At 60.9% G+C, this 25,599-nt stretch carries 19 protein-coding genes, 4 tRNA genes and 2 pseudogenes; 13 read left to right on the top strand and 12 right to left on the bottom strand.

Features of this window, described 5'->3' with window-relative positions; all coding sequences use genetic code 11:
- Positions 1–14: 14 nt before the first annotated feature.
- The 3 genes and pseudogenes from G6N54_RS07265 to G6N54_RS07255 form a co-directional block, all read right to left on the bottom strand.
- On the bottom strand, positions 15–206 hold the full coding sequence (locus G6N54_RS07265) for a hypothetical protein (protein WP_163787990.1): 192 nt from the start codon (positions 204–206) through the stop codon (positions 15–17).
- Positions 207–559: 353 nt separating this feature from the next.
- Positions 560–994 carry a hypothetical protein gene (locus G6N54_RS07260; RefSeq protein WP_163789317.1) on the bottom strand — a complete coding sequence of 145 codons (435 nt, stop codon included), beginning with the start codon at positions 992–994 and terminating at the stop codon, positions 560–562.
- A 177-nt stretch (positions 995–1,171) separates the two neighbouring features.
- Positions 1,172–2,775: pseudogene (locus G6N54_RS07255) on the bottom strand (amidohydrolase).
- A gap of 586 nt (positions 2,776–3,361) precedes the next feature.
- On the opposite strand from G6N54_RS07255, the gene G6N54_RS07250 reads away from it, so the two are divergent.
- The 8 genes and pseudogenes from G6N54_RS07250 (at position 3,362) to G6N54_RS07220 (ending at position 12,227) form a co-directional block, all read left to right on the top strand.
- Complete coding sequence (locus tag G6N54_RS07250) at positions 3,362–4,522, top strand: tyrosine-type recombinase/integrase (protein ID WP_163789315.1); 1,161 nt, start codon at positions 3,362–3,364, stop codon at positions 4,520–4,522.
- A gap of 72 nt (positions 4,523–4,594) precedes the next feature.
- Entirely contained in the window at positions 4,595–4,801 is a 207-nt protein-coding gene (locus G6N54_RS31020) for a helix-turn-helix domain-containing protein (protein WP_264078181.1), read from the top strand.
- Positions 4,798–4,995, top strand: a complete 198-nt coding sequence (locus tag G6N54_RS07240; protein ID WP_163789313.1) for a hypothetical protein — start codon at positions 4,798–4,800, stop codon at positions 4,993–4,995. Before G6N54_RS31020 ends, G6N54_RS07240 begins: the two co-directional genes overlap by 4 nt.
- A gap of 319 nt (positions 4,996–5,314) precedes the next feature.
- On the top strand, positions 5,315–6,364 hold the full coding sequence (locus tag G6N54_RS07235) for an AAA family ATPase (RefSeq protein ID WP_163789311.1): 1,050 nt from the start codon (positions 5,315–5,317) through the stop codon (positions 6,362–6,364).
- A gap of 267 nt (positions 6,365–6,631) precedes the next feature.
- The gene (locus G6N54_RS07230) at positions 6,632–10,522 is read left to right on the top strand and encodes a DEAD/DEAH box helicase (protein WP_163789309.1); all 3,891 of its coding nucleotides are present in this window, start codon (positions 6,632–6,634) and stop codon (positions 10,520–10,522) included.
- Between the two features lie 12 nt (positions 10,523–10,534).
- Positions 10,535–10,597 (top strand): annotated as a pseudogene (locus G6N54_RS31280) (hypothetical protein); the annotation flags it as partial.
- A complete protein-coding gene (locus G6N54_RS07225) occupies positions 10,589–11,464 on the top strand; it encodes a helicase associated domain-containing protein (RefSeq protein WP_163789307.1) in 876 nt (291 codons plus the stop codon). The pseudogene G6N54_RS31280 and the gene G6N54_RS07225, both read left to right, overlap by 9 nt.
- Positions 11,465–11,636: 172 nt before the next feature.
- Positions 11,637–12,227, top strand: a complete 591-nt coding sequence (locus G6N54_RS07220; RefSeq protein ID WP_163789305.1) for a recombinase family protein — start codon at positions 11,637–11,639, stop codon at positions 12,225–12,227.
- Positions 12,228–12,252: 25 nt separating this feature from the next.
- Here the strand turns inward: G6N54_RS07220 and G6N54_RS31275 are convergent, their stop codons facing one another.
- Positions 12,253–12,396, bottom strand: coding sequence for a hypothetical protein (locus G6N54_RS31275; RefSeq protein ID WP_332107606.1), 144 nt, complete (start codon positions 12,394–12,396; stop codon positions 12,253–12,255).
- Between the two features lie 835 nt (positions 12,397–13,231).
- The gene (locus tag G6N54_RS07210; protein ID WP_163789303.1) at positions 13,232–13,960 is read right to left on the bottom strand and encodes a hypothetical protein; all 729 of its coding nucleotides are present in this window, start codon (positions 13,958–13,960) and stop codon (positions 13,232–13,234) included.
- 108 nt (positions 13,961–14,068) lie between these two features.
- Between G6N54_RS07210 and G6N54_RS31015 the strand changes: the two genes are divergently transcribed.
- Positions 14,069–14,395 carry a helix-turn-helix transcriptional regulator gene (locus G6N54_RS31015; RefSeq protein ID WP_163789302.1) on the top strand — a complete coding sequence of 109 codons (327 nt, stop codon included), beginning with the start codon at positions 14,069–14,071 and terminating at the stop codon, positions 14,393–14,395.
- A 24-nt stretch (positions 14,396–14,419) separates the two neighbouring features.
- On the opposite strand, the gene G6N54_RS07200 is transcribed toward G6N54_RS31015, so the two are convergent.
- The 7 genes from G6N54_RS07200 to G6N54_RS07170 form a co-directional block, all read right to left on the bottom strand.
- On the bottom strand, positions 14,420–15,409 hold the full coding sequence (locus G6N54_RS07200) for a hypothetical protein (RefSeq protein WP_163789300.1): 990 nt from the start codon (positions 15,407–15,409) through the stop codon (positions 14,420–14,422).
- Positions 15,406–15,885: a helix-turn-helix domain-containing protein gene (locus tag G6N54_RS31270; RefSeq protein ID WP_163789298.1), complete on the bottom strand. Its 480-nt coding sequence runs from the start codon at positions 15,883–15,885 to the stop codon at positions 15,406–15,408. The genes G6N54_RS07200 and G6N54_RS31270 overlap by 4 nt, the downstream gene beginning before the upstream one ends.
- The gene (locus G6N54_RS07190) at positions 15,882–16,292 is read right to left on the bottom strand and encodes a hypothetical protein (RefSeq protein ID WP_163789296.1); all 411 of its coding nucleotides are present in this window, start codon (positions 16,290–16,292) and stop codon (positions 15,882–15,884) included. The genes G6N54_RS31270 and G6N54_RS07190 overlap by 4 nt, the downstream gene beginning before the upstream one ends.
- 701 nt (positions 16,293–16,993) lie before the next feature.
- Positions 16,994–20,728 (bottom strand): NACHT domain-containing protein, encoded by a 3,735-nt coding sequence (locus G6N54_RS07185; RefSeq protein WP_163789294.1) that lies wholly within the window; start codon positions 20,726–20,728, stop codon positions 16,994–16,996.
- Positions 20,729–20,820: 92 nt separating this feature from the next.
- Positions 20,821–20,895: transfer RNA gene (locus tag G6N54_RS07180), tRNA-Val, on the bottom strand.
- A gap of 13 nt (positions 20,896–20,908) precedes the next feature.
- A tRNA-Cys gene (locus G6N54_RS07175) sits at positions 20,909–20,982 on the bottom strand.
- A gap of 28 nt (positions 20,983–21,010) precedes the next feature.
- Positions 21,011–21,083: transfer RNA gene (locus G6N54_RS07170), tRNA-Gly, on the bottom strand.
- Positions 21,084–21,264: 181 nt separating this feature from the next.
- Here G6N54_RS07170 and G6N54_RS07165 point away from each other — a divergent pair.
- The 4 genes from G6N54_RS07165 (at position 21,265) to G6N54_RS07150 (ending at position 25,581) form a co-directional block, all read left to right on the top strand.
- Positions 21,265–21,336: transfer RNA gene (locus tag G6N54_RS07165), tRNA-Val, on the top strand.
- A 293-nt stretch (positions 21,337–21,629) separates the two neighbouring features.
- Complete coding sequence (locus G6N54_RS07160) at positions 21,630–22,067, top strand: MmpS family transport accessory protein (protein ID WP_232073461.1); 438 nt, start codon at positions 21,630–21,632, stop codon at positions 22,065–22,067.
- Positions 22,064–24,919 (top strand): MMPL/RND family transporter, encoded by a 2,856-nt coding sequence (locus G6N54_RS07155; protein WP_163789290.1) that lies wholly within the window; start codon positions 22,064–22,066, stop codon positions 24,917–24,919. Before G6N54_RS07160 ends, G6N54_RS07155 begins: the two co-directional genes overlap by 4 nt.
- 53 nt (positions 24,920–24,972) lie before the next feature.
- A complete protein-coding gene (locus G6N54_RS07150) occupies positions 24,973–25,581 on the top strand; it encodes a TetR/AcrR family transcriptional regulator (protein ID WP_163789288.1) in 609 nt (202 codons plus the stop codon).
- Positions 25,582–25,599 lie beyond the last annotated feature (18 nt).

The following is a 25,599-nucleotide window of genomic DNA, read 5'->3' as shown; positions in this document are numbered from 1 at the left end:
CCAGTCGAGTCGGCTCAATCGCCCCACTCATCCTCGGCGAGGACATCGACCGTCAGATCGTTGTCGGCGGCGCCTTTCGTCCCGTAAGCGAAAGTGATCAAGGTGCGATCGTCGGCGAGGGGCTCGACGGCAACGACGGTGGCCCGCCCGATCTTCATCCGTATCCGGTCGCCCGGCCTCAACTCGTCGACACGCTTAAGGGGCACAGCGTATGGCACCCCTCAGGTCTCGATTGCCGATCGACACCACTGCATTATGGATGAGGCGTCTCGGTCTCGGGTCGTGACGCCGATGTCGACGGGCGCATCGGCACGCAGGTCGCCGCAGGCCACCCCAACTACTTTCACCGATCACTCGCCTCCAGTTAAAGTCTCGCCCGGTGGCGCCGACGTGGGATCGTCGTCGGGGGACGCGTCGTCTTTTTGCTCGCCCTTTTGCGGGGGCTGTTCGTCACCTTCTGGAGGTGGTTGCTCGGAGGCAGTCACGCTTGTGGCCTACCCGATATGGGGTGCGGGAAACGGCTTATGTTCGATTTGCGCTCAAGCACAGTGACATTGGTTCAAGGCAGACCGAGTTTTGTTGCCTTCATGTCGAGATAGGGATGAGCCATGCCTGGGTCGACGCCGAGTGCCTTGGATGCGGCTTGCGTGCCCTCGTCGCGGCGGTGCGCGATGACGTGGGTGCGCTCGGTGGGTGTTAGTGAGTCGAACCACGTATCAAGCCTTTGACGGTCCTCCTCCAGTTTTGCCACCATCGACGCAGTGAGCTTCCAGCTGGAGGTGCCGCTCCACTGTGTTTCGTCTACTACCTCTTGCTGCCGTATCCCGTGCTCTTTGACCTGAGCGAGAATGCGTTCAACGAACTGAGATATCAGTGATTGACGCGGGTTGTTCAGCAGGTTGACTCGGTCGTGCAGATTGAGCGTATAGAACCATGACAGGTCTACGGGGATCGGCATGATTGAACGGTAGCCCACGGTTTCACGGGTCGCCATCGTGTCCGTCTTGGTGAACCCGTTGTGGCGGAATAGCTTGCATTGCAAGGTGTCTCGCAATTCCCCGCAACTATTCGGGACGGCGGGCATCGGCGCGTTGAGATGGACTATCGCGTTAGACGGCAACATGACCGTCCTGGCGAGCTACGCGCGGCCCACGGACGCAACGGCTTGCACTCAGAGCGCGTGCTCGTACACCCGTCGGCCCTCGAACCAGGTCTGTCCAACGACCGTGCCGGCGATCTCGTTCGGGTCGACGGTGAACGGATCTCGGTCGAGCACGGCGAAGTCGGCGGACAGGCCGGGCCGCAGCGCGCCGGTGATGTCCCCGAGGCCCATCGCGAGCGCTGGGTTGCGGGTGAATGCGGCGAGCGCCTGCTGTACCGACAGTGCCTGCGCACCGTTGAGCCGTCCCGGCGAGAAGCCGTCGGGGTCAGACCGAGTGACCATCGTGCCGAGACCCAGCCAGGGGTTCGGCAGCGGCATGACCGGCCAGTCCGACCCGGCGGCGAGCAGGGTCCCGGACTCGACGAAGTCACGGAACGGCCAGATGCGCGACATCGTCGACTCGGGTACCTGTTCGGCGATGCTGTCGATCATCGGGCTCGGCGACCAGATGTAGGGCGCGGCGTCCGCCACGACGTCGAGCGCTGCGAAGCGGGGCAGGTCCACCTCGTCGATGAACAAAACATGAGCGATCTGGTAACGCGGACCGGTGCCGTGGCTCATGCGGACCTGCTCGATAGCGTCGAGTGCCAGGCGCATAGCGCCGTCGCCGGCGCAGTGCAGCTTCGCGCCGAGGCCGAGATCGGCGCAGCGCCGCAGCTCACCGACGAGGTCATCGTGGCTCCAAAAAGGCGCGCCGCGGTCGGCGGGGTCCTCGTGGTCGCCGTGGCAGCGGTACGGGCCGAGCATGAGCGCGGTGCGCGTCATCGGCACCCCGTCCAGGAAGAACTTGACGAAGTCGGGCCGGACGCGCTCGCGACGGTAGCCCGGTGCTGCGGCGAGCAGGGGGTCACCGGTCGGGCCCACGTCCAGGAAGGGGCGCACGGGCAGAGAGCCGACGACGCGCGCCGATAGCGCCCCCGCGTCGTCGAGTTCGGCGAGAGCCGCCAGCCCATACTCCAGGATTGCCGCGTCCTGCGCGGCGGTGATGCCGCACGAGTTGACGATCTCCAGAGCGCGGCGGTATGCCGCGCGGTGCCGACCGGGCAGGTCGACGATCGACGCCTGCATGGCCTCCTCGGCGATCACCGAGGCCTGCTCGACCAACACCCCCGTCAGGCGTCCTTCGGAGTCGCGTACAAATTTCCGTCGTCGGGTTCGGGAGTGCTCTCGGTGACGCCCATCAGCTCCAGGGCCCGCGAGCTCACCCATCGGTTGTGCAGGGACTGGTCGCGCAACACCACCGCCCGGCCGCCGGCGGCCTCGTCGAGCCGCTCGATCGCCCGCTTCCCGCAAAGCACGTCGATGATTGGACTGGCGACGACGCCGCCGGCGATCCACTCGTCCGGGCCGAGCCCCGCTGCCCACGCGCGCACCTTGTCGAGCACGCTGTCGAGAGAGTCCGTGGGAGCGACAACGAGCTCATACACCGCCTGAGTACCGCCCAGGCCGAGATGGATGTGGACGTCGGCGAGTCCGGGAACCACCGCGCGGCCGCCGATCGCCTCGGCGTCGAGCACCTCGGTGCGCGGTCCCGCCAGGGCGGCTATGTCGTCGGCCGCCCCCACGGCGGCGATCCGCCCACCTGTCACCGCGAACGCCTCGGCGGTGGGCATCTGCGGGTCGAGCGTGTGCACCGGCGTTCCGGTGACGACGAGGTCTGCTGGGGTATCCATCGGAAGCCTCCGAGTGAGGGGGACACACATGGCCCTGGACCGGTGGGCGTAATTCGACCGAACTCGCAGGTGGTGGCGTTTATTCCCGGCAGGCGGTCGTGATCAGACCAGGATCTCCCGGTTCCCCAATCCGCAGCTCTGCCCACAACAGCGGGCATTCACGCTCGAAAACCTGGTTTTTGCGGCGTTTGGCGCGACGCGAAAAGCCTTGGCAAATCACATATTGCGGCAATGCCGAACGGACTTCGCGGTCACGCCGCCGCCCTGGTCCGAGGTGTTTTCAGGCCACGAACTCGGTGGCCGACGCCAGAAACTGCCTCGAACTGCAAGAACTGTGGTGCGCGATACTGGGATTGAACTTGTACCAGATAAATCCATTGAGCAACTGTGTGAACTGCGCCAACAAGTGATTTAGCTGCTGCGATGCGACACAGTACCTCCGGCGCAACCAGGCACGAGGGGGCGCGTCCCGACATAGTTATTGCATGTATATTGCATGGAACGGCGCATGCAATAGAGGGGAGCGATGGCCCGGAGAAGACGCGGTTTCGGACGTATCAGGCAGTGTCAGCCGTCTGGCAGATACCAAGCCAGCTACGTAGGCCCGGACGACAAGTTGCACAAGGCGCCCGAGACTTTCGATGCGCGCGAGGACGCTGAAGCCTGGTTAGCCGACCGCCGACGCGAGATTGATCGTGAACTGTGGAGTCCACCCGCGACCATCGAGCAGAAGAAAGCCAAGCGGAAGGCTGAAATCAAGTTCGGTGACTACGCGAAGAAGTGGTTAGAGACTCGCACCGTTCGGGGCCGACCGATTAAGCCGCGCACCCGCGAGCATTACGAGGCGCTGTTGAAGCATCACGTCTATCCAACCTTCAAGGCGAAGGCGCTCCGAGAGATCAGCATGGAGTCGGTGGATAGGTGGTATGCCCGCACGCTGAAGGACAGGCCCACAATCCGGGCGCACACGTACAGCCTGTTGCGGACCATTCTGGAAACTGCCCGCACACGGGATCGGATCATAGATGTGAATCCGTGCCTGATTCGTGGCGCTGGCACCACAGAGCGGAAGGTCAAGCCCAAGCCGGCCACCCTGGAACAGTTAGACATCATCACGGCAGAGATGCCCGAGAACCTAAGTTTGATGGTGTTGTTGGCGTCCTGGTGCGCGTTGCGCTTCGGGGAGCTGGTTGAGTTGCGGCGGAACGACATCGATCTTGAGGACGCGGTAATTAACGTTCGCAGGGCTGCCGTTCGCGTGGAGGAGGGGTGGTCGGTTGGCGACCCCAAGTCCGACGCCGGGAAACGCGACGTTGCAATCCCGCCTCACATACTGCCGGCGGTCAAACGTCACTTGACGGAACACGTTGGCAAAGAGCCGGATTCGCTCCTGTTCCCACCCAAGTCGGGGGAGCACCACCTACAGCCATCAACTTTGTATCGGCACTTTTATAGAGCCCGCGCTAAGGCAAAACGGCCCGACCTGAGGTTTCACGACTTACGTCACAGCGGAGCCGTGATGGCCGCACAAACGGGAGCAACCCTGGCCGAGCTGATGGCACGGTTAGGTCACTCCACCCCACAGGCTGCGATGAGATACCAGCACCAGGCCGAGGGCAGGGACAAGGCCATAGCTGCGGCGCTCTCTGAGCTTGCTAAGAGACCGGATTTGGCGGCGAAAGAATAGCGAGAGCTGCGGAATTGCATAGACGCAAAGTTTGCTATTCGGGAAGCAGCAAATCTTCGTAAACTTATATCCGTGAACACTAATACTCAGGCAAGCCACGACTTGCCCGCGAAAGTCTCCATCCAAAGAACGGCCAAGTATTTCGACGTTGATGAGCGCACGGTGCGCAGGTGGATCGCCAATGGCCGCCTAACTGCTACCCGAATAGGGCCAAGATTGATTCGAGTCGACAGGGATTCTATTAGCCGATTGGCGCGTCCGGTGGGCGGTATCAGATGATCGATTTTGTCCATGCTCGCGATGGCATGACAATCTTCCTTGCGCAGAGAGATGACTGCCTCTTAATCTCCCCCGCATGGTATGACGGGGAAGAATATTTCCACGACGTACCGATCGAGTTTTCGGGCGAACAGTTTTACGAATTCATTCTCAAACTTGAGAAGTTACGCAGCAAGTGGGACGAAAAGCCGTGAAACGTAACTCCATGGCCCCTAAATAGCGAGAAATTATTCTCGTCGTCTCATTGATTCGCAGTCTGTGAATCTTGCTTTGGAGCAGTAAATGGAAGTAGCACTATTTGTGTCTTTGCCGGCGTGGCTCGATGCGCGCCTGCGTGAGCATGCAGAACTCTCGGCAACCACTCGTCAGGGAGTCGTCCGAGCGTTGCTGGTACGTGAACTGGGAGAGTCGTTCCCACATTGAAGCAGTAACAGCACCACGCCGCAAGGCAAAACCGCTGGTTAAGGAGTTACCGGTGGTCGCAACCCCTATATCTATCAAAGGTGAGTAACAATGCACGATCTTTATGTAGACGTGGCTGCGCTCCTGGCTGGTGGTCTCAGCGCCCCGGAACCGGATGTGCTCCAATTCTCCGATGATTTTTCACTCTTCTATTCCGGTGAGTTCAACCTCATCTTCGGGGATACAGAATCCGGGAAAACTTGGCTATGTCTAGCCGCTGTCGCCTCGATGCTCGCGGAAGGGGGAAGAGCTTCCGTCATTGATCTAGACCACAACGGTGCAGAAAGCATAGTTACCAACCTAATCAATCTTGGTGTCGACCTCGATATCCTGACAGACACCAGTCGTTTCCGACTTGCCGAACCCCATGACTCGCTAAGTCTCAAACAGGTCGTTGGTGATCAGCTGGTATTCAAACCGGATGTTGTCACGATTGACTCACTCGGTGAAGTTCTCCCACTGTTCAAGTACAACTCAAACAGTGCTGACGACTTCACTGTTGTGCATACCGAAGTCATCAAGCCGTTAACACGTGAAGGCGCAGCTGTACTAGTGGTTGACCATCTTGCCAAGAACGCTGATTCGAGAGCCCACGGACCAACCGGCACGATGGCTAAAACCCGCGCGGTAGGTGGCCTAGCTGTCCGGGTTACTGCCGAAAAGCAGTTCCGGCCAGGAGAAGGCGGCACGGCGAAATTGGAGCTACACAAAGACAGGCATGGCGGGATTCGCAAGCACTATCCCACGGGCCAAATCAAGCCAGTAATCGGCACCTTTGAACTGCTCGCCAAAGATGATAACAAGCTAGGCTATAACTTTCGCGGTGGCCTGGTCACGACAACCCGCAAGCAGAAGGCGGATGACGTCAGACAGCTCGCCGAGGATCTTGCGATGCTGCGCGCCCATCGCGTCACCAGACCAACCGTAAGGGAAGCTCGTAACACCTTGGGGTCATCAAACCGTCGCGCCCAGCGTGCGGTATCTCGGTGGGATGATGAAGGACTAGTTGCCAGAGGCAGGGAAATAGGGCACAGCGGTCTGGTCAAGGGAATCGATCCGCGAATCAAAAAGCAGGCATTAGAAGAGGCGTGCGCCTTGTGACGTGTTACGCGACCGATACGCGCATAGGGGTTGCACCCAAGAGTAACGCGCTGACTAGGGCTTTCACGTCCTCGTGCCATGCGTTACCGGCTTCGGCGGAGTAGTCAAAGTAATGTACCTCTGCACGTTTGTGGCGTTGCCCCGTCGCCCTGCGTGGCGTGTTGACCAATCGTCCTTACACAGCTCGTTTAAGGCGCCGCGCTAACAACCCGCCGCAGCGTTGCGAAAATGTCTTTGCCGTCGTATGCCTCGACTAGCATCCCCGCCGTGGCGACATTCAGCGACCTGTTCGCCCGCCTCGACCCCGACCCGAGGGTGCGAGGCAAGCAGTTCGAGCGCATCTGCCAGTGGTTCCTAACCAACGATCCGGTCTACAAACACGAACTTCGCCGAGTCTGGCTGTGGAACGAGTGGACGGGCCGATGGGGCGGGGATGCTGGTATTGACTTGGTTGCTGAAGACCGCACCGGAAACTTGTGGGCTATTCAGGCCAAGGCTTACGACCCCGCCTACAGGGTCACCAAGCGAGATGTGAATACGTTCCTCGCTGAGTCGGGGCGCGAAGTGTTCACCTTCCGCATGTTGATCGCCACCACCAATCTCATCGACCGCATCGGCAAGCGCACGATCCAGGATCAGGAGAAGCGTGTCAGCTTTTTCCGGCTCAACGACCTCCAGGCCGCCGACGTAGACTGGCCAGCGTCGCCGACGGCGCTTCGTGCGCCGCGCCCGCGCAAACCAGCCCGCCCGCACGACTACCAGCGCGAGGCGATCAAGAAGGTCGTCAAGGGGTTCGGGTCTGCGGATCGCGGGCAGTTGATCATGGCCTGTGGAACCGGCAAAACGTTGACGGCGCTGTTCATTCGCGAGAAGCTGGCCGCCGAGCGGACCCTGGTTCTGGTTCCGTCGCTGTCGCTGTTGAAGCAGACGCTTAACGTGTGGCGAGCCAACTGCGCCGCCGAGTTCGTCTCGCTGCCAGTGTGTTCCGACGATACAGTTGCTCGGGATAATGATGTGGCGCTGGAGCACACCAGCGACCTCTGTGTACCTGTCAAGACCGACCCTTCCGAGATAGCGGCTTTCCTGCGGCGGCGGTCCGGTCCGCAGGTGGTGTTCGCCACCTACCAGTCCTCGCCACAGATCGCCAAAGCGTTCACGTTGGGAAGGGTTCCGAGCTTCGACCTGGTCGTCGCCGACGAGGCACATCGCTGTGCAGGACCGGTTTCGTCCGACTTCGCCACGGTCCTCGACCCGATGGAGATCAAGGCGAAGCGGCGGCTGTTCATGACGGCGACCCCGCGCTACTTCACCGGTCGCGTGCTGAAAGCCGCCGAGGAGGCGGAGTTCGAGTACGCCTCAATGGACGACGAAGGCAGATTCGGCGAGGTGTTTCACCGCCTCGGGTTCGGAGAAGCCATCAACCGTGATCTTCTGACGGACTACCAAGTTGCCATCGTCAGTGTGGATGATGCCACCTATCTGGAGTGGGCCAAGAAGGGAGTGCTCGTCACCCGTGACGGCGTAAAGGTCACCGACGCCGCGTCCCTGGCGGGACAGATCGGGCTGATGAAGGCCATACGGAAGTACGATCTACACCGAGTTATATCGTTCCACTCACGAGTCAAGCGGGCGCGGGAGTTCGCTGCCTCCATGCCGGACGTGCTGGCTTGGATGCCATCCCGGCAGCGCCCGAAGGGTGAACTCTGGTCCCGCTACGCCTCGGGTGAGATGCCCGCCGGTGACCGGTATGTCTTGCTCCAGCACCTCGGACGCCTCGACGACGACGACCGGGGCCTACTCGCGAACGCCCGCTGTTTGGCGGAAGGCGTGGACGTGCCAACGCTGGACGGCGTGGCCTTCATCGACCCCCGCCGTTCCGAGGTGGACATCGTGCAGGCGGTGGGCCGTGCCATCCGCAAGTCCGACGAGAAGAAGGTCGGCACCATTGTCATCCCGGTCTTCGTCGATACCTACGCCGACCCCGAAATAGCTCTGAACAGTTCCGTGTTCAAGCCGGTGTGGGACGTGGTGCGGGCGCGCCGGGCACACGACGAGGAGCTGGGCCGCCAGCTTGATGAGCTACGCCGCGAACTCGGGCGCAAGGGTGGAAGTCCGCGGCTGCCGGACAAGATTCACGTCGATCTCCCCAACGCGATAGGGCGCGACTTCTCCAACGCATTTGACGCCCGCCTGGTCGAAGAAACCAGCGCCCCCTGGGAGTTCTGGTACGGGCTGTTGGAGCAGTTCACCAAAGAGCACGGCCATGCACGCGTACCGCGGGGATACTCGTCCGACAGCTACAAACTTGATAACTGGGTCACCAACCAGCGCGCGTTCAGACGCCGAGGAGTTCTCTCCGAGGAACGTCAGCAGCGTCTGGAGCAGCTGCCGGGCTGGGCGTGGGATCCCCACGACGAACAGTGGGAACAGACATTCAGAAGCCTTCGGGACTTCGTAGCAGCCAATGGACATGCTCGGGCGCCGCGGTCGAACGATCAACTTGGCGCGTGGGTCCAAGCCCAGCGGCAGAAGTTCGCCAAGGGAACACTTGAAAGCGATCGACAGCGGCGACTGGAATCTCTCGCCGGCTGGACGTGGGATCCCTATGACTATCAGTGGGCGACGGGGTTTGCACTCCTCGTGAAATACGTCCGGGTCCATGGGAATGCCCGAGTACCACGCGCGTACAGGGTTGATGATTTCAATTTGGGCTGGTGGGTTTCGACGCAGCGTCAGAAGTTCGGCAAGGGATCCCTTGACGGCGACAGACGACGACGACTGGAAGCTATCGCCGGTTGGAGTTGGGATCCCTTCATGGAGCAATGGGAGGAGGGATTCGCCCATCTGGCGGACTACGTCGGCGTCTACGGGAACGCACGAGTTCCAAGCGGTGGAACTTATGAAGGATTCCCGCTCGGCCGCTGGGTTAGCAGACAACGTGTCGCGCACACTAAGGGTGAGCTGACCACCGATCGCATAGCGCGGCTGGAGAGTCTGTTCGGTTGGGCCTGGGACGACATCGCGGCGCGTTGGGAGGAAGGGTTCAACCACCTCCTCGCCTACGTCGCCGAACGTGGAAGCGCGCGGGTGCCCTTCAGCTACCGAAGTCCGGATGGCCTGCGTCTCGGTCAGTGGATCAACGTCCAACGAAACGCCTATGCCGCAGGCACGTTGACCGATGACCGGCGTGAACGGCTGGAACAACTCAAGGGGTGGAGTTGGAACTCACGGCTCCAATTATGGGAAGACGGGTATGCCGCACTACGCCGCTACGTCGATGAGTTCGGCGACGCCCGAGTGCAGTACCAGTGCGTCTATGAGGGATTCAAACTTGGCATCTGGGTGACGACACAGAGGCGCGCCTACACGACCGGGAAGCTGGAACGAGAACGCCAAGAGCGCCTTTCGCAGCTTCCGGGGTGGATGTGGGATGTCAAGGACGAGCAATGGGAGGAGGGGTTCGCGCACCTCGTCGAGTTTGTCGAGCGAACCGGAACCGCGCGGATGCCGGTCAAGTACATCGACGAATCCGGATTCGCGCTAGGGGCTTGGGCAAACTCTCAGCGGCAGCTCCGAAATAGAGACGATCTCGATCCCGCCCGCGTGAAGCGCCTTGAAGCACTGCCCGGCTGGTCCTGGCACACTAAGAACGACGCCTGGGATGAGAAGTTCTCCCTCCTGATGGAATATGCCTCAGAGCACGGGAACGTGAACGTGCCGAGCGCGTATGTGTTTAAGGGCGTCGCTCTCGGTAGTTGGGCGGCTGTCCAACGCAGCGCCGCCGCTGCCGGGCGGCTGGACCCCGACCGATACCGCCGTCTCGACGCTCTTCCAGGCTGGGTGTGGGACACCTTTGACGCCCGCTGGGAGGACAGCTTTGCGAAACTGTTGAAATATGTTGAACGCGAGGGCACCTCGTTTGTACCGCAGTCCTGCAAGCTGGATGGGTTCGCCCTGGGCGGATGGGTGAGTGTTCAAAGAAGTAAGAATGCGGCTGGAGAACTTTCCGAAGACCGCAAGCGGCGGCTGGAGGCGCTGCCCGGATGGATGTGGGATGTCAAAGGAGAGCAGTGGGAGGGAGCCTTTGCGCTGCTCCAGCGGTACGCCAAAGCTGAGGGAAATCCAGACGTTCCGGGCGGCCGTGTTTTCGAGGGCTAAAAGCTCGGGGACTGGGTAGAGCGCCAGCGGCGCGCATACGCCAGAGGCGATCTCAGCACCGACCGCGTGCGACGCCTGGAGGCAGTCAAGGGCTGGCGGTGGAACCCTAAGACTGACCAATGGGAGCGGGGCTTCTCGGAGTTGCTGAAGTTCGTCGCTGAACACGGGCACGCGCTAGTACCCGTCGCGTACAAGGTCGGGAGTTACCGGCTCGGCGGGTGGGTTATGACTCAACGCGCTGCGTTCGTCGACGGAACCATTGCCCCAGAGCGCAAGCGCCGCCTTGAAGATGTTCCGGGGTGGACGTGGAAACCCCACATAGACAGTTGGGAGAGAGCGTTCCGGCTGCTTGAGCAGTACGCTGAGGCTACCGGCAACACCCGAGTGCCCGACTCTTACACGGTTGAGGACTTCAGACTCGGTGCGTGGGTCGGTATCCAGCGAGGTGCACACAGGAAGGGAAACCTCAGCGCCGAGCGTGTCCGCAGGCTTGAAAGCCTTCCAGGTTGGGTTTGGGACCATCGGGCAGCGAGCTGGGAGGAGGGCATGGAAAAACTTATTGACTTCGTCAGAAACGAGGGGCATTGCCTTGTTCCTCAACGCATCCCGTTCATGGGTTACCCGCTCGGCACCTGGTTCGCCCGCCAACGACGTGACTACGCCAGAGGCAGCCTTGACGTGAAACGGCAACTCCGCCTTGAAGACGTTCCAGGGTGGACGTGGAATCCCCACGCAGACAGTTGGGAGAGAGCGTTCCAGCTAGTTGAGAAGTATGCGCACGAACATGGCCACACGCGCGTACCAGGTGCCTACAGCGTGAAGGATTTGAGGCTAGGTTCATGGGTGGGCATCCAACGCGCCGCTCACCGCAACGGCACGCTCGCTGCTGACCGGGAACGGCGACTTCGGCAGCTTCCCGGCTGGGTTTGGCAGGCGACGTAGGGAGTTTGCCGCGCTTGACCCCTCTCCGACTGTCTCAATTCTTTAGAACTGAGACACCTCGGACAGGTCACATTGTGGCGTAGGAAGTCCCAGGTCGTGCTGTCGCAGAAGTTGGCTCAAAACCATCGTCTCAATACTTGTAGTTCTGAGACTTTTGAGACATACTTGAGGCATGACCACCGCCACCGCCCCCACGGGTGTTCAGATCGGCTACGCCCGCGTCTCGACCGGCCACCAGTCCCTAGACCAACAACTTGATGCACTTACCGCGGCGGGGGTTGATCCCAAGCGCGTCTACAGCGACAAGCTGTCGGGAACGTCAACGCGCGAGCAGCGGCCGGGCCTAGGCGCACTGCTCGACTATGCCCGGCCTGGGGACGCAATCGTTGTGGTTGGTATTGACCGGCTTGGACGTAACGCGGCCGAGGTGATGACGACGATCCGTGACCTGGGTCGGCGTGACATCGTGCTCCGCTCGCTGCGTGAGGGGATTGACACGTCGAACGCGACGGGACGGATGGTTGCCGGTGTGCTCGCCAGCCTGGCTGAGCTTGAACTTGAGCTAGGTCGCGAGCGTAGGGAGGCGGCGCGGGAGGCGCGTCGGGCGCGTGGTCAGGCGATTGGTCGACCCAAGGCACTCGATGCCTCCAAAGCTGCTTTAGCCCAGCGGATGCACGCCAGCGGTGAATCGGCTAGCACAATCGCGTCCACGTTGGGAGTTAGCAGGGCAACCGTGTACCGCGCGCTGCAGTTGGATATATAGCTGCAGTTGGATATATAGGGGCGCCCTAGAGCACTGGGCGACGTCGGCAGATCTCGGGGATACGGCTCGTTGCCGTGTACCAATCTTTCAGCGTCGGGTCGATCGCGTTGAGCAGCCGCGCGATGGTGCGGTGATAGCTCATCGGCTCGATGTCTACTAGGGGTTCCATGTGGGCGACGCGGTTGCGCACACTATGAAGGCGCTCTACCCAGAACTTGATCACAACCGGGTCGCGGTGATGGGGGAAGGCATGCTGGATTGCGCTGTTCCATAATGCCGCTTGCGGCCTTGGTTTGAGCCCCGGTGGCGTTGTAGACCGGTCCTTCCGGGGGAAGCAGTGAGTTCCAGGTCCCGAACGTCAGGTGCGCTACAACGTCGTCGTGGTCTATGGCGTGGCCGTGTCGGCGATGACCCGGCGCACGTGCGTTCCGGTCGTTTTCAGCACGGCGAAATGCGTCATCGTAGGTGGAATAGTTGCCTGGCGCTCCGCGCCGTCTGGGATTAAGGACGCCCCATAGCGGGGCTGCTGGGACTTTGACCCACTCGTGGTTGTAGGAGATGCCACGTCCACGATGGGGCGGCTGAGCGGCGTTCCAGAGCTTGAGTTGTGCGTCAACTGCGTTGCGCAGGAATACCTCGGCGACGCCAAGCGCTTCATACATAGCACCGGCCATCTCGATGTTCCATCGATATAGGTTTAAGGCGGCGCTTGTATTGTTCTGGGTCGCAGTGAGGTAAGTAGCGAATCTTGCCGGGGTGATGTGGCTGGTCACGGCCTGCAACCTCGCTCCTTGAAGCACAAGCTACCTCCTTGCTAGACTGGTACCAGAGGCGAGGACATGAGCCTCGCGAAAAAAGAAGGTACCCTCCGAGGCGCGATGCCCCGGGGGGCCTTTTCTTTTACTCGCTCCCCGAGCGCACGGCGACCAAAAACGCCGGGTCAGATACGCAATGCGGTGTTAGCTAACGCGGGGGTTTCCGTATCCGCCTAGCGTTCGGCCTGGCTAACCGCCCTGTCCGCGCTCGTACTCCATCACATCGGCGACCGCCTGTTCGACCGAGATGTCGCCCATACGAATCTGGTCCAACAACATTGGTCGGTCGTCTCTGCACCGCCCGTACCATAGGCGGAGTTTGGCACCGTTTGGCGTCAGGCCCGCGGCAGCGAGTCGGACTACTTCGCGCGGCGGCAGCACCATGTCTGGGAAGGCTCTGACCCAGCCTACGATTATCTCGTCGCTGAGCAGTACTCCTTGCTCAAAACATTGCTTGGCCCATTCGGTTTGCCGTTGGCGCGCCGTAGCGAGTTCTTCGGCGAAGATCACACCAGCGGGGCGTTTCGGGGCGTAATTCCATTCGACAATCTGGTCTGCTAGTGCTTTGACTACCTTGGGGAGGGGTGTGTCGCCTGGGCGCCATCCTCGATCCTTTTTGCGTGGCCGGCGCGATGGTGTCACGGAGAAGTTGACGGTTGGCGTTGAAGGATGGCCCGTATTACTCGCGAGCTTGTCACGTAGCCGCTGTAGCTGCTCATCTGGTCCCAGGCCGGGCGTTGGAGTATTCCCTGTCCTGCGGGGCTTTGGCTCGCGAAACCGTTCGCGAATTAGGTTGGCAGCGTGTTCGCGCACACCACTATCAGGTCCGAGCGTTAACTCGTGCATTGCTGCAAGGGCTGTAAGCACGTCGCCCACATCGACACCGCAGTCGGCGGCCAGCTCGCGCGCAGCAATCATGCGGCTCCAATCTGCCGCGCTCAGTCTATGACTTGTGACCGACACGTATGTGCTTCGAAACGTCGTCAGTCTGGCGCATGTCGACGGCATCCGCGATAAGGAAGGTCAATGGTGAACTGGCACGACAAGGCGGTCCAAGCGGCGAACCGGATCGATGAGGCCCATGTCTCGCCGTGGAAGCTAGCGAGTGCCTACGCGCTGCTATCCATCGCGGAAAGCCTGCTAGCCCCGGAACCGCTAGCGTCTGCACCAGATCCTGGCGGCGAAATCCTCACAACAGCCGAAGTCTCAGCGATGACGAAGATCCCGGTCGCCACCCTGCGATACTTCCGATATGCCGGTACCGGGCCCGGATCATTCAGGCTTGGTCGGCATGTGAAGTACCGGCGCGCTGATGTAGAGAAATGGCTGGACGACGCCCGCAGGCGAGGTTAGCCCCCGGTCATATAGCAGTCGGCGTCACTCATCGGGTCGGCGACTCTCTAACTCGTTCCGTAGTGCCGCGGCTTCGGCTTCCAGTTTCTGCAACTGCCGCTCCAACGTTTTGCGGGGCTTCGGTCTGGGCTTGACGGGTTTGATCGGCTTCGGCTTGGGCGCCAGGAACCCAACGCGCTCGTAGGCCACCATGGATCGCAAGTTGCCGCAGGTCTTGCACTGGGCGAACGGCACCGGGTCAGGGTGGTTCTCGGCATATACGCGGCGCCAAAACCGCTCGTCGTCCTGCTCCCTGTCCTTGACGATCTCGGAGAGAAGCTCATCGAGCGGCAGGAACCCGTTTTTGCCGGGCTTTTTGTGGCCGATGCCGTCTTCAGGCTTCCAGTCGAGATCGTCGACCCATTTCTGCTCGTAGTGCCCACAACTGAGCAGCACCTCCCACACGGCATACTCTTTCCTGGACCCGATCATCTCGCCGTCGATTTCTAGTGGTTCGCAGATGTGTAGTTGATCGCGGCGCCTGATCCACTCGACGATCTCCCGCACGGGACCGCCGCCCCACCACCGGTACCTCGGGCACTCGCTGTTGTATTCGCACAACCACTGACCCGCCGTCAGCTTTTCCTTGCCCTTCAAACTGGGTCTTTTTGGCCTAACTGGTGGCTCTTCACCGGCGGCTTCGGCCTCACGATCCTCTTGCCAGTCTGCGTTAAACCGCTCGTTGGCCTCTCTACGGTCCCGTTCTGACGCCTTTACCGAGGTGAAGTGGTAGCTATCCGATTGCGCCAGCAGCTCTTGAACATCATCACCACGAGTTTGCACCTCGCGGATGCAGCCGCAGTCCAGCTGGATGCGCCACCGGAATATCTCCTCGGGCTTGGGGGTGAGCAGAGCGAAGATCGCAGCTTGCCCAGGGCCTTCCTTCACGTTGGCCCAACGCCAACTCTCGTATTCACGGATAGCTTCTTCGCGTGTCGCGGGTTGGCCTGGGAGCTTACGTTCAACCACCGTCATTGACTTCCCTCTTTCGTTCGGCCACCGGCGTCTTCGACAAACTGCTTACACCCGCATGTCCAGCACGCGCCAATCTTGGGTGGGTTGATAGTGCCGGGTGCGATGGTTGTTTTGAGGCCGTGACCCGCATCGGTGTGCCCGCATTTGCAGTAGCGCTTGGGTGGTCGCGAACTTCGCTGGGCGATCTTCTTGACCGCCGCTGATTCCTCGACCCGTTTGACCGCGTTTGACCGATCCGGAACTTGTCGGCCCTCGCGTTTGCGTGGCATTGCAAAGGGATCGTTCCAGTAAAACCCAATCGGTTGCATGAGCTTCTCATCGATCTCATCCAGGTCGACCCTGAGCGTGCGGTGGCGTGCATAGCTGCCGATGCGGTAGCCCTTGATCTTGCCCTCCATGATCAGTTTTCGCACGAACTTTGTACTGATGCCGAGGTATTCGGCGGCTTCGGGAATGCTGATGTAGCGCCGGCTCACGGCTGACGCCGCCTGCGTCGCACCTGTGCGGATTTCAGCGCCATCCGTTGCATATGAGCCTTGCGGGCGTACTCGGCGCGCTTGGCGCGCTCCCCAGGAGTGAGCTTGCCTTCCGGGTCGACCTCGCGCTCAAACTTCGCGTAGAAGCCCTCCCGCATAGCCCTTGTGGCCGTGTACCGATCCCCGGTGTTGGCCCACCGCGTGTAGGCACCGATTCGACCGCGCAGGCTGCGCTCCGACGCGCTGGGTTCGGCGTCACGGGCCCGTTGCTCAAGCCTCGCGCGACGGGCACAGTCCCAGTGCGCATCACATCGGAGGCCGCCCTCCTCGTGCGCCGACCCCTTAGCCACGAGCCGCTGACAGTGACGGCAGTGTGCACCATCGCTCCAGGCGTCGTAGGTGATCACCTGTTCCGCCTTCGCCGCCTCACAGCGTCTTTGTCCATGGACCATTGTCGTCCCGGCTTGGTGAACGGCTGACCGACTCTTGCGGGCAGTCTGACAAGTGGCGTGCAAAGTCAGAGTGGGCTTGTCCGCTAACTCTGAAGCATCTGTAACTGAAGCCGGCTTATCCGGTTGGCAAACGATACTGCCAAGAAGCTGACCAGCAGGAACAGGTCTGACCTCGTCCGCAAACATGCAACCAGCGCGTTGGGGCCGAATATCATGAGACCGCAACCCCGGAAAATGCCGATGCATTGCGGTAACTGGGCAAATGCAGGAGATAGCTAGCTATGCAGTTCGGACCATACAACCGCAGCAACCGGGGTCCTATAGCAACCATGGAGCATTGCCTGGGGGTGGTCCCCTTCGACCGCGCTAGGGCTGACACACTCGCGAAGCCGAATTTCCCCAACTCTGCGTCCAGGAAGTTTCCGGCAGGATCAGAATTAGCCATTACGAGCTGAACTATCGCTCGCCTGATTCTCCGAAGCTTCGGGATGGTGTGCCCGTAGGTTCAGCTGTGTCCAAGCCTTAGCGCCTGCTTCCAATTGGCTTGCCTGCGGTATGTTCCAGAGTTCATATTCCGTGCTCCCTCCCTGATTGAGCAAGGTATGAGGGAGCCACTCCAACTTCTCAGTGCGATTAGCGAGATACAAGCATTAGCGTTAATCTTCGAACCACGAGCCGGTAACAGAAAGTAATGGCAATTCTGTATTCCGTCGCGATCGAGAAGCTTCAGCGATCTGGACCCACTGCAACGGGTAACGGGCCGAATTATTGAGGATTTGCTCGCATAGCCCTCCGGGCAGCGGGCCATATGCGACACCGCCTACGGCAGCGGCTCCGAAGGCTTCAAGGACCTCAAGCCAGTCCTGCGACTCCGTGCTATACAGGGCCATTCCTGCGATGTACAACGCTGGCCAGCCTGCAGGGCCAAATTGGGCGGCTTGGGTAGCTAGCTCAGGCGTGAAGCTAGTCAGAAGGTTCGGCTCGGCGTTCAGCAGATCCGTGTGATGGGCGACCAGTAGGCATACGGAGAGCGATAGCGCCATTGCCGAGGCGGCTATGTCTGATGGCAGTCGGCGGCTAATTTGTGACAATCCCAGCCGGCTTGAGCTCGCCATGAGGGCAGTAACACGCTCGGAATTGAGCGCATCGATATCTTCAGCTAACTCACCCAGGCAGGCGCGTACGACAGTGGGGCTCGCGACTGCGGCAAGTGCATATACCCATACCGCGCGGTCCGACGCAGCGAGCGCACTGCGCTGGTCGAGCCACCACCCCACGTTATTTCGGTTACGTCGCGTGTCGTTCACGAGACGGCCGTAATCGATCTCGGGCCCAAACGTCGAACGATTGGGATTCATCGGCCCGACATCGCGTCGCGTATTCGGGTCGATCGCAGCGCCGATAATCGCGATCTCGGTGCATAACCAGGACGGCCCATAAAGTTGGCGCAAAAGCTCCGCTGCGCCGCTCCAGGGCGCGACGGTGTTGGGTGAGCGGCGAACTGTGTTCATTGCACGCTGAACCTTGTCGAACACTGGTTCTCGCTTTCTGAGGCGCCGAAAAGCATCCTGGCGCTTAAGCGTTGGCATCAGCTCGTCACAGTGGGCGGAGCGCATCTCGAAGATGCTCCGATCGTTTGCCTTGGCTAGGTGAATGAACTCGCGAGGTGCTAGCGCGTTAACGAAGTCCGGAATGAAGCCGGTCCGCGGCGAAATGACGTCCGAACAGTGCCCAGATAGGATCGCGGCCAACATCGCCTGCTCCATTGACGACCCTAGTGGCGGCGCGACACCGCAAGCGATCGCTGAGGGCGCCGCAGCGGAATCTGCGAGCGCCAGTGTGTCCAAGTCTCCGGACTCGAGGAGGCGTCCGGCTGTAACGGACGCACCAAGACGCAACCATGGCAGCTCGTCTGCCGTACCAAACTCGGGACGGGCATGTTGGAGCCACCACTGACTGATCGGCTCCACATCTGTAGCGAGTGTGGCCGCCAGGTCTAGTCGCTCATAGGACAGCGCGCTCACGGGCTGTGCCAAGGCCGCGTCCAGCAACTGTTCACACAGCATCGCCCATCCGCGGTCAGCCGGCAGGTTAGGCAGCGGTTCGGAGGTAGCGTTGATATACCGAAGCAGACGGACGCCCAGGTCATCACTGAGCAAATTAACTGCACGGCGTTGTGCTGTCTGCTTTGAAGAGAAGACGCCATCTGCTAGCAGCGTCCACGTTGCAACACGCTCAGATAGTGGGTGCCTGGCCTCTGTCAGCTCTTCGGTGAGGGCGTCGACCAGTCCGCCGACCTCGTTCGCATGAGCAAACCCTGCGAAAAACCGACTGGTGTTGAACCAGAAAGGCCGTCGGATTAACGCTTTCAAAACCTCGGATTTGTCAGCGGACGCGAACTGAGACAAGTATTTGGCGGCGAAGAACTCGCGGACCGGTTGAACGTCAAACTCGAACGTGCCCTGTGCCTTACTGGCCAATGCCCATACCCTGTCGGTTACGTCTGTGAACAACGCATCGACCAAACCGGTATCCTTCTGTGCAGCTGTCAGGTACCGGAAAATCTCGGTCTTCAAATCGATAGTGCTGAGCCGACCAATGCTCCCGTGCTGCTCGGCCAGAGCCTGTAGATGCCAGCCGAGATAAGCGGTCACCTCTTCAAGATTGTCGCGGTTCTCGCGCACCGAAGCGCTCTTTTCGGCCTCACGGTTCAGGAATGTTTTCATGTAATCGTCATAGAGCGGTGTCCTCTTATCAGGGACCGAATGGCCTTGCAGATGCAGGAGGTAGAGCAGAATCGTCAACTGCATTGGATTCTCGGCCAGTTGTGCGATGTGTGGCTCAGCGGTACGTGTGTCGAAGCTATGAATCAGTTCCCGGCGGGCGCGGCTGACGATGCCCCTCGCAGCGCACCATTTGCGCAAGTAGACCAGGCGTAGCTGGTGATCGAGCTTTAACAGCGTGATTGGCTCGAACCATTGAGAGCTTGGCTCGGGCAGCTTCGAGACGTTCGGCCTTGTTGTGACAACAATTTTCGGAGGTACCGTACTGCCGCCCCTCCATCGACCAATGAATTTTTCAATCTCGGTAACCACTCGCTGACGCGTTTCGCGCTGCGCTACCTCGTCCAGGCCATCGAAAACGAGCATTACGGGGAATCGGTCCAGCAAGTCATTCACCGTGGCCATCTCAATGCTGTCGGATTCTGTGAGGGCAGCTAGGAAGACAGCAAGGAATCTTTCAACGGCGCCGAACTTGCGCGGCTTAGCTGGTGACTTGGTAGTCAGGTTCGACTCGACGAACGGATCGGTGCCATCCAGCCACGCTCCATAGTCGCGCAGATCTATCCTTAAGGGCACTCGCGATTGGGACGCCTTGAGAGCAGGGCGCTTCAGTATGGTTCCCGGCTCGTCAGGGACAAACTCTGACCGATAGACCTGTGAAACGTATTGTGCGAGAGTCGACTTTCCCTGTCCCGGCTCGCCGCGCACCAGCGTGAACGGCGTCTGCGAATGCACCAAGTAGTGCACCGCACCAATCGGCGTCGCCCCAGTCTGGATGACAGCGGCGTGGTCCTTAAGCCGCTTCGGGTTCGGATAGGTTTTGACATCGACGAACAGGTCCTCTAAGTCATCGTTGTCGAGTTCGGCTTGCTTGAACTTCACCTTGATGTCTTGCCACCACTGCGCTTGGACCGCCTTGCGGACGAGCAGCGCGAGCTTCGCCTCTGAAGCTTCTGAATCATCTGCCTGGAGCAGGAATCGCATTGCTTCTGGGCCAGCAAGCATTCGTTGGAACCGCCACAGTACCGATCGGGGCAGCACAGAAACTCGCGCATCGATTTCATCACGCCACCAACACTCCATGGAGGCGAGGCCGTATTCGCTTGCGTAGCCTGCCAACGCCGTTTCAAGCTTGTTGATTGTGCCGGCGCCGTAATTTTTCGGACCGGTAGCGGCCGCGGCCGTTCCAGCAACGGAGGTCATCAGAACGTAGTGTGTCGCCCCGGCCTTTACTCGGGCCTTGATTTGCTTGGACTCCCCAGCTATGGCCTGCTCCAGCCACGTCAGAGGGTTCTTCACCGAATCTTTTGACCACTTGACCTGATAGATAATCTCGCCGGATGCGATCCGCTGCTTGATGTCTCGACCGCCATCCTTCTGTCCGACTGGATAGCAGGTGACGTTGTCAAACTTGCTGGTGATCAGGACATGGCAAAGCTTCTGGAACTCGTCTTCGCCCAGGTTCTCGTACCAGTATGGACCAACAGGTTTTCGCACAGGAGTCGATGGCGATGCGGCCACGGCTACTGATTGTGGTGTATCCGGCGTTGTTTGCGGCTGAAGCTGCTGAAATCGGGCAACTTGCGAGTCGGGCTGCCGTGGACTCATGGAAGAATCGTTCGAGCCATTCGGCTATTGCATGGTTATTGCATGAGTGCTAGTTAGCCCGGCTAGGCACAGCTGGTTACCTGCAAGAACTCTGGTGCGCGATACTGGGATTGAACCAGTGACCTCTTCCGTGTCAGGGAAGCGCTCTCCCGCTGAGCTAATCGCGCTGGGAGAAATATATGGAGGTGGAGACGGGAATCGAACCCGTGTGCACGGCTTTGCAGGCCGTTGCCTCACCACTCGGCCACTCCACCGCTGGGGTTGATGCCTCTTGCACCTTCGAGCGGATGACGGGATTCGAACCCGCGACCCTCACCTTGGCAAGGTGATGCGCTACCAACTGCGCTACATCCGCGCGCAACGAGCGAGATCGTCGCCCGGTGCGAAGAACGACGATAGTCCACCCGAGCGGGCACGCACAAATCTCTCGGCGCGTTGTCGCTCTAGGCTATCGCGACACCCCCGGGGGCGGATAAGTCATGTGCTGGTAGCCGACCGTTCGTGCTAGTCTTCGACGTCGTTCGCCTCTCGGCGCCGGTCCCGTGGCTCAGTGGAAGAGCGTCCGCTTCACACGCGGAAGGTCGCTGGTTCGATCCCAGCCGGGACCACACAATCTGACCTGCATTTAAATCGCAGGCCTGGCCGTCAGCCGGCCCATCACCCCCAAATATCCCGGTATCCAAGGGATTCAAGCCGCGGGCAGCAAAGCTACCCCCGCCAGGCGGGGACGGCCCGTCTCGGCGGACCTCTCTCCAATGCTGTACAGTTCTGAACTACCCAGCTGTGGAACTTCAGTTCCGTTGGCGGGTGCGGTCCGGCACGTCAACCTCGACGCGGGTGCCGACAACACATGTTTGGTGTCGCGGGCGCTCGGCGGTGGCCGTCAGAGGAGGGGATACGGGTGTATCGATGGTTCAAGAAGGCGTGGATACCGCTACTTCTTGTCGTCGTCGTCGCGCTCGGCGGATATGTGGTGCTTCGCGTGCGTGCCACTTTCGGTGCCAACACCGCCGTCGCGCGCGGTGATGTGAATGCCGAGACGAAGCCGTTCAATCCCAAGCACATCACCTACGAGGTCACGGCTCCCTCGGGCGGCGGCAGCGTCAGCGTCAACTACCTCGATGAAAACGGGCAACCCCACCTCGTCGAAAACGCACCGCTGCCCTGGTCGTACACCATCGTGACGACGTTGCCGTCGATGTCGGCCAACATCGTCGCCCAGGGCGACACCGGCATGCGCCACATCCGATGCCGGGTCATCGTCGACGGCCAAGTCCGCGACGACCGCAGTCTCGACGAATACCAACCGTTCATCTACTGCTTGGTGAAATCCGTATGAGTAACGAGCCCGGCTCTCGCTCCCGCATCGCCCGCCTGATCCGCGTCATGGCGGTGCCGATCATCCTGTTCTGGCTTCTGGTCGCGCTCGGAACCACGCTGTTCACCCCGGGGCTCGGCGAGGTGGCGGGCAAGCACTCGGTGCCCATGACTCCGCGGGACGCGACGGCCTTCAAACACATGATGAACATCGGCCACAAGTTCCAGGAGTTCGACACCGACTCCTCGGCGATGGTCGTGTTGGAAGGCGACGACAAGCTCGGCGACAGCGCGCACCTCTTCTACAACCAGATCGTCGCCAAGCTCAAGGCCAGCAAGCACGTCCAGTTCCTCCAGGATTTCTGGAGCGACCCGCTGACCGCCGCCGGCTCCCAGAGCCCGGACGGCAAGGCCGCGTACGTGCAGGTCTTCCTCGACGGCGCCCAGGGCACCACTCCCGCCCACGCGTCGGTCGCCGAGGTCCGCAAGATCGTCAAGAGCGTGCCGCCCCCGCCGGGGGTCAAGGCCTACGTGGCCGGCAACACCGCGCTCAATACCGACACGCTGATCGCCGCGCACAACAGCATGGAACTGATGACGCTGGTCACGATCGGCGTCATCTTCGTGATGCTGCTGATCATCTACCGTTCGCTCAAGAACGCGATCCTGGCGTTGATCCTGGTGCGCTTCGAGCTCTATGCCGCGGAAGGCATCGTGGCGACCGCCGGCAATCTGGACATCATCGGTCTGACCCCGTACGCCGTCAGCATGGTCACGATGCTGACCATCGCCACGGGAACCGACTATTTCATCTTCCTGTTGGGCCGCTATCACGAAGCCCGATCCCGCGGCGAAGATAAAGAGCAGGCGTACTACAGCGCCTACAACGGCGTCGTGCACATCATCCTGGGATCGGGTCTGACGATCGTCGGCGCCTGCCTGTGCCTGACCGCGACCAAGCTTCCGTACTTCCAGACGATGGGCATCCCGTGCGCCATCGCCTTGGTGGTGACGATGCTGGCGGGCCTGACGCTGGCTCCCGCGTTACTCGCGGTCGCGTCCAGATTCGGCTTCTTCGATCCGAAACGTAAAGTGTCGGAACGGGGTTGGCGCAAAGTCGGCACCATGGTGACGAGGTGGCCAGTACCGATCATCGTCGTGACGTTCTTTATCGCCGTGATCGGTTTCGTCAGCCTGACCACCTATGTCCCGACCTACAACGACAAGAAGTTCACCCCGCCGGACATCGCGGCCAACGTCGCGCAGACGGCGGCCGAGCGGCATTTCACCCCGGCGCGCATGAACCCCGAATTGCTGATGGTCGAGGCCGACCATGATCTGCGCGATCCGGCGGACATGCTGATCATCGACCGAATCGCCAAGAGCGTCTTCCATGAACGCGGCATCGGGCGGGTGCAAACCATCACCCGACCGCTGGGCGCGCCGATCGAGCACAGCTCGATCCCGTTCGTGATCGCCATGAACAGTTCCAGCACCCTGCAGACCGCGAAATTCATGAACGACAGCATGGCGTCGATGCTCGAGCAGGCCGACGAGATGGGCAGAACGATCGCCGTCATGCAACACATGTATGGCGTCATGAAGCAGATGACCGATACCACCCACGAGATGACTGCCGATATGCACGTATTGCAGTCCGACATCGAGGGGGTGCGCCAGCACGTCGCCGATTTCGAAGACACCTGGCGCCCGATTCGCTCCTATTTCTATTGGGAGAAGCACTGCTTCGACATCCCGGTGTGCTGGTCTCTGCGGTCGATCTTCGACACGCTCGACGACATCGACCTGATGGCCGACGACATCGGGAAAACAACCAAGGACATCGACAAGCTCGATACGTTGATGCCGCAACTGCTCGCTGATTTTCCGAAGACCATCGAGTCGATGCAGAGAATGCGCGACTACATGCTGTCCACCCACAGCTCGATGGCGGGCATTCAGCAGCACATGCAAGAAAACGCCGAAGGCTCGACGATGATGGGCAACTACTTCGACGAGGCCAAGAACGACGACAGCTTCTATCTGCCGCCCGAAGTCTTCAAAAACCCCGACTTCAAGCGCGGCCTGAAGATGTTCGTCTCGCCCGACGGTAAGGGGGTGCGGTTCATCATCACCCACCAGGGCGACCCCGCCTCGGTGGACGGCATCCGGCACGTCCAAGGCATCAAGCAGGCGGTCGCCGACGCGATCAAGGGAACTCCGCTGGAGTCCGCGAAGGTGTCGCTGGCCGGCACCGCCTCGATGTACAGCGACATGCAGGACGGCGTGAAGATCGACCTGACGATCGCCGGCATCGCGACGCTGATCCTGATCTTCTCGATCATGCTGCTGATCACCCGGAGCCTGGTGGCATCCCTGGTGATCGTCGGTACGGTGCTGGCGTCGCTGGGCACCGCCTGCGGTCTGTCCGTGCTGCTCTGGCAGGACATCCTTGGGATCGGCCTGCAATGGATCGTGCTCCCGCTGACGGTCATCATCTTGTTGGCCGTCGGGTCCGACTACAACCTGCTGCTCGTTTCCCGGCTGAAGGAGGAGATCCCGGCGGGCCTCAACACTGGCATCATCCGGGGCATGGGCGCGTCGGGCCGGGTGGTCACCGCGGCCGGCCTGATCTTCGCGGCCACGATGGCGTCGATGATCGTCAGCGACCTGGTGGTGATCGGGCAGTTCGGCACCGCGATCGGGATGGGCCTGCTGGTCGACACGTTCATCGTCCGGGCCTTCATGACGCCGGCGATCGCGGCCGCGCTGGGCCGCTGGTTCTGGTGGCCGCTGGATACCTTCAAGATGCGTAAGCCTGCCGCAGAACCCGAGAGCGACACCGCACCCGTCCGGCAACTGACAACGGTGTAGTGGTCCGCGTGGGTAAGCGTGACACCCAGGCAGGTATCGGGCATACGAGTGAGATGGAACCGAAGCTTCGCCAACGCACCGCTGGCAAGCTCGACCGATCGCTGGATATCGCGATTCTCAACGCCGCCCTTGCCGCGCTGACCGAGAACGGTTACGACGCCACCAACATGGACGACATCGCCGCGCGCGCCGGCGTCGGCAAGGCCGCGATCTACCGGCGGTGGTCGTCGAAGGCGGCGTTGATCACCGATGTCCTCGTCTACTGGCGACCCGACCTGCGCACCGACGACGCCCCTGACACCGGAAGTTTGACCGGCGACATCGACACCCTGATCGACCGCGCCGTCAGCCACGACGAAGGGTTGATCACCAACGACCTGTTGCTGCGCGTCGCGCTGGAAGCCACCCGCGATCCCCAACTCGCCACGGCCCTCGACGATTTGATGCTGCTGCGGGGCGGACGTCAGATCTCGATTGTTCTGGCCCGCGCCGTGGCCCGCGGGGAGATCCCCGCCGACCGCGACTGGTCCCTGGTCGCCAACGTCCTGACCGCGATGAGCCTGCTACGAGTGCTGAACGGGCAAACCGTCGACGCGAAGTTCCTGCGACAGGTCACCGACACTCTCGTGCTGCCCGCACTGTCCAATCAGAGTGGTTCATGAGGCGCAGCGCCGGCCGAT

It is taken from the genome of Mycobacterium stomatepiae (assembly GCF_010731715.1).
Lineage (GTDB): Bacteria > Actinomycetota > Actinomycetes > Mycobacteriales > Mycobacteriaceae > Mycobacterium > Mycobacterium stomatepiae.
This window is presented reverse-complemented; position numbering and strand designations above follow the sequence as displayed.

Excerpts from the sequence above, each read along its gene's own strand:
- G6N54_RS07260 (WP_163789317.1), bottom strand. The coding sequence starts at position 994 with ATGGCGACCCGTGAAACCGTGGGCTACCGTTCAATCATGCCGATCCCC.
- G6N54_RS07250 (WP_163789315.1), top strand. The coding sequence starts at position 3,362 with ATGGCCCGGAGAAGACGCGGTTTCGGACGTATCAGGCAGTGTCAGCCG.
- G6N54_RS07240 (WP_163789313.1), top strand. The coding sequence starts at position 4,798 with ATGATCGATTTTGTCCATGCTCGCGATGGCATGACAATCTTCCTTGCG.
- G6N54_RS07235 (WP_163789311.1), top strand. The coding sequence starts at position 5,315 with ATGCACGATCTTTATGTAGACGTGGCTGCGCTCCTGGCTGGTGGTCTC.
- G6N54_RS07220 (WP_163789305.1), top strand. The coding sequence starts at position 11,637 with ATGACCACCGCCACCGCCCCCACGGGTGTTCAGATCGGCTACGCCCGC.
- G6N54_RS31275 (WP_332107606.1), bottom strand. The coding sequence starts at position 12,396 with ATGGAACCCCTAGTAGACATCGAGCCGATGAGCTATCACCGCACCATC.
- G6N54_RS07210 (WP_163789303.1), bottom strand. The coding sequence starts at position 13,960 with ATGATTGCTGCGCGCGAGCTGGCCGCCGACTGCGGTGTCGATGTGGGC.
- G6N54_RS31015 (WP_163789302.1), top strand. The coding sequence starts at position 14,069 with ATGGTGAACTGGCACGACAAGGCGGTCCAAGCGGCGAACCGGATCGAT.
- G6N54_RS07200 (WP_163789300.1), bottom strand. The coding sequence starts at position 15,409 with ATGACGGTGGTTGAACGTAAGCTCCCAGGCCAACCCGCGACACGCGAA.
- G6N54_RS07185 (WP_163789294.1), bottom strand. The coding sequence starts at position 20,728 with ATGAGTCCACGGCAGCCCGACTCGCAAGTTGCCCGATTTCAGCAGCTT.
- G6N54_RS07155 (WP_163789290.1), top strand. The coding sequence starts at position 22,064 with ATGAGTAACGAGCCCGGCTCTCGCTCCCGCATCGCCCGCCTGATCCGC.
- G6N54_RS07150 (WP_163789288.1), top strand. The coding sequence starts at position 24,973 with ATGGAACCGAAGCTTCGCCAACGCACCGCTGGCAAGCTCGACCGATCG.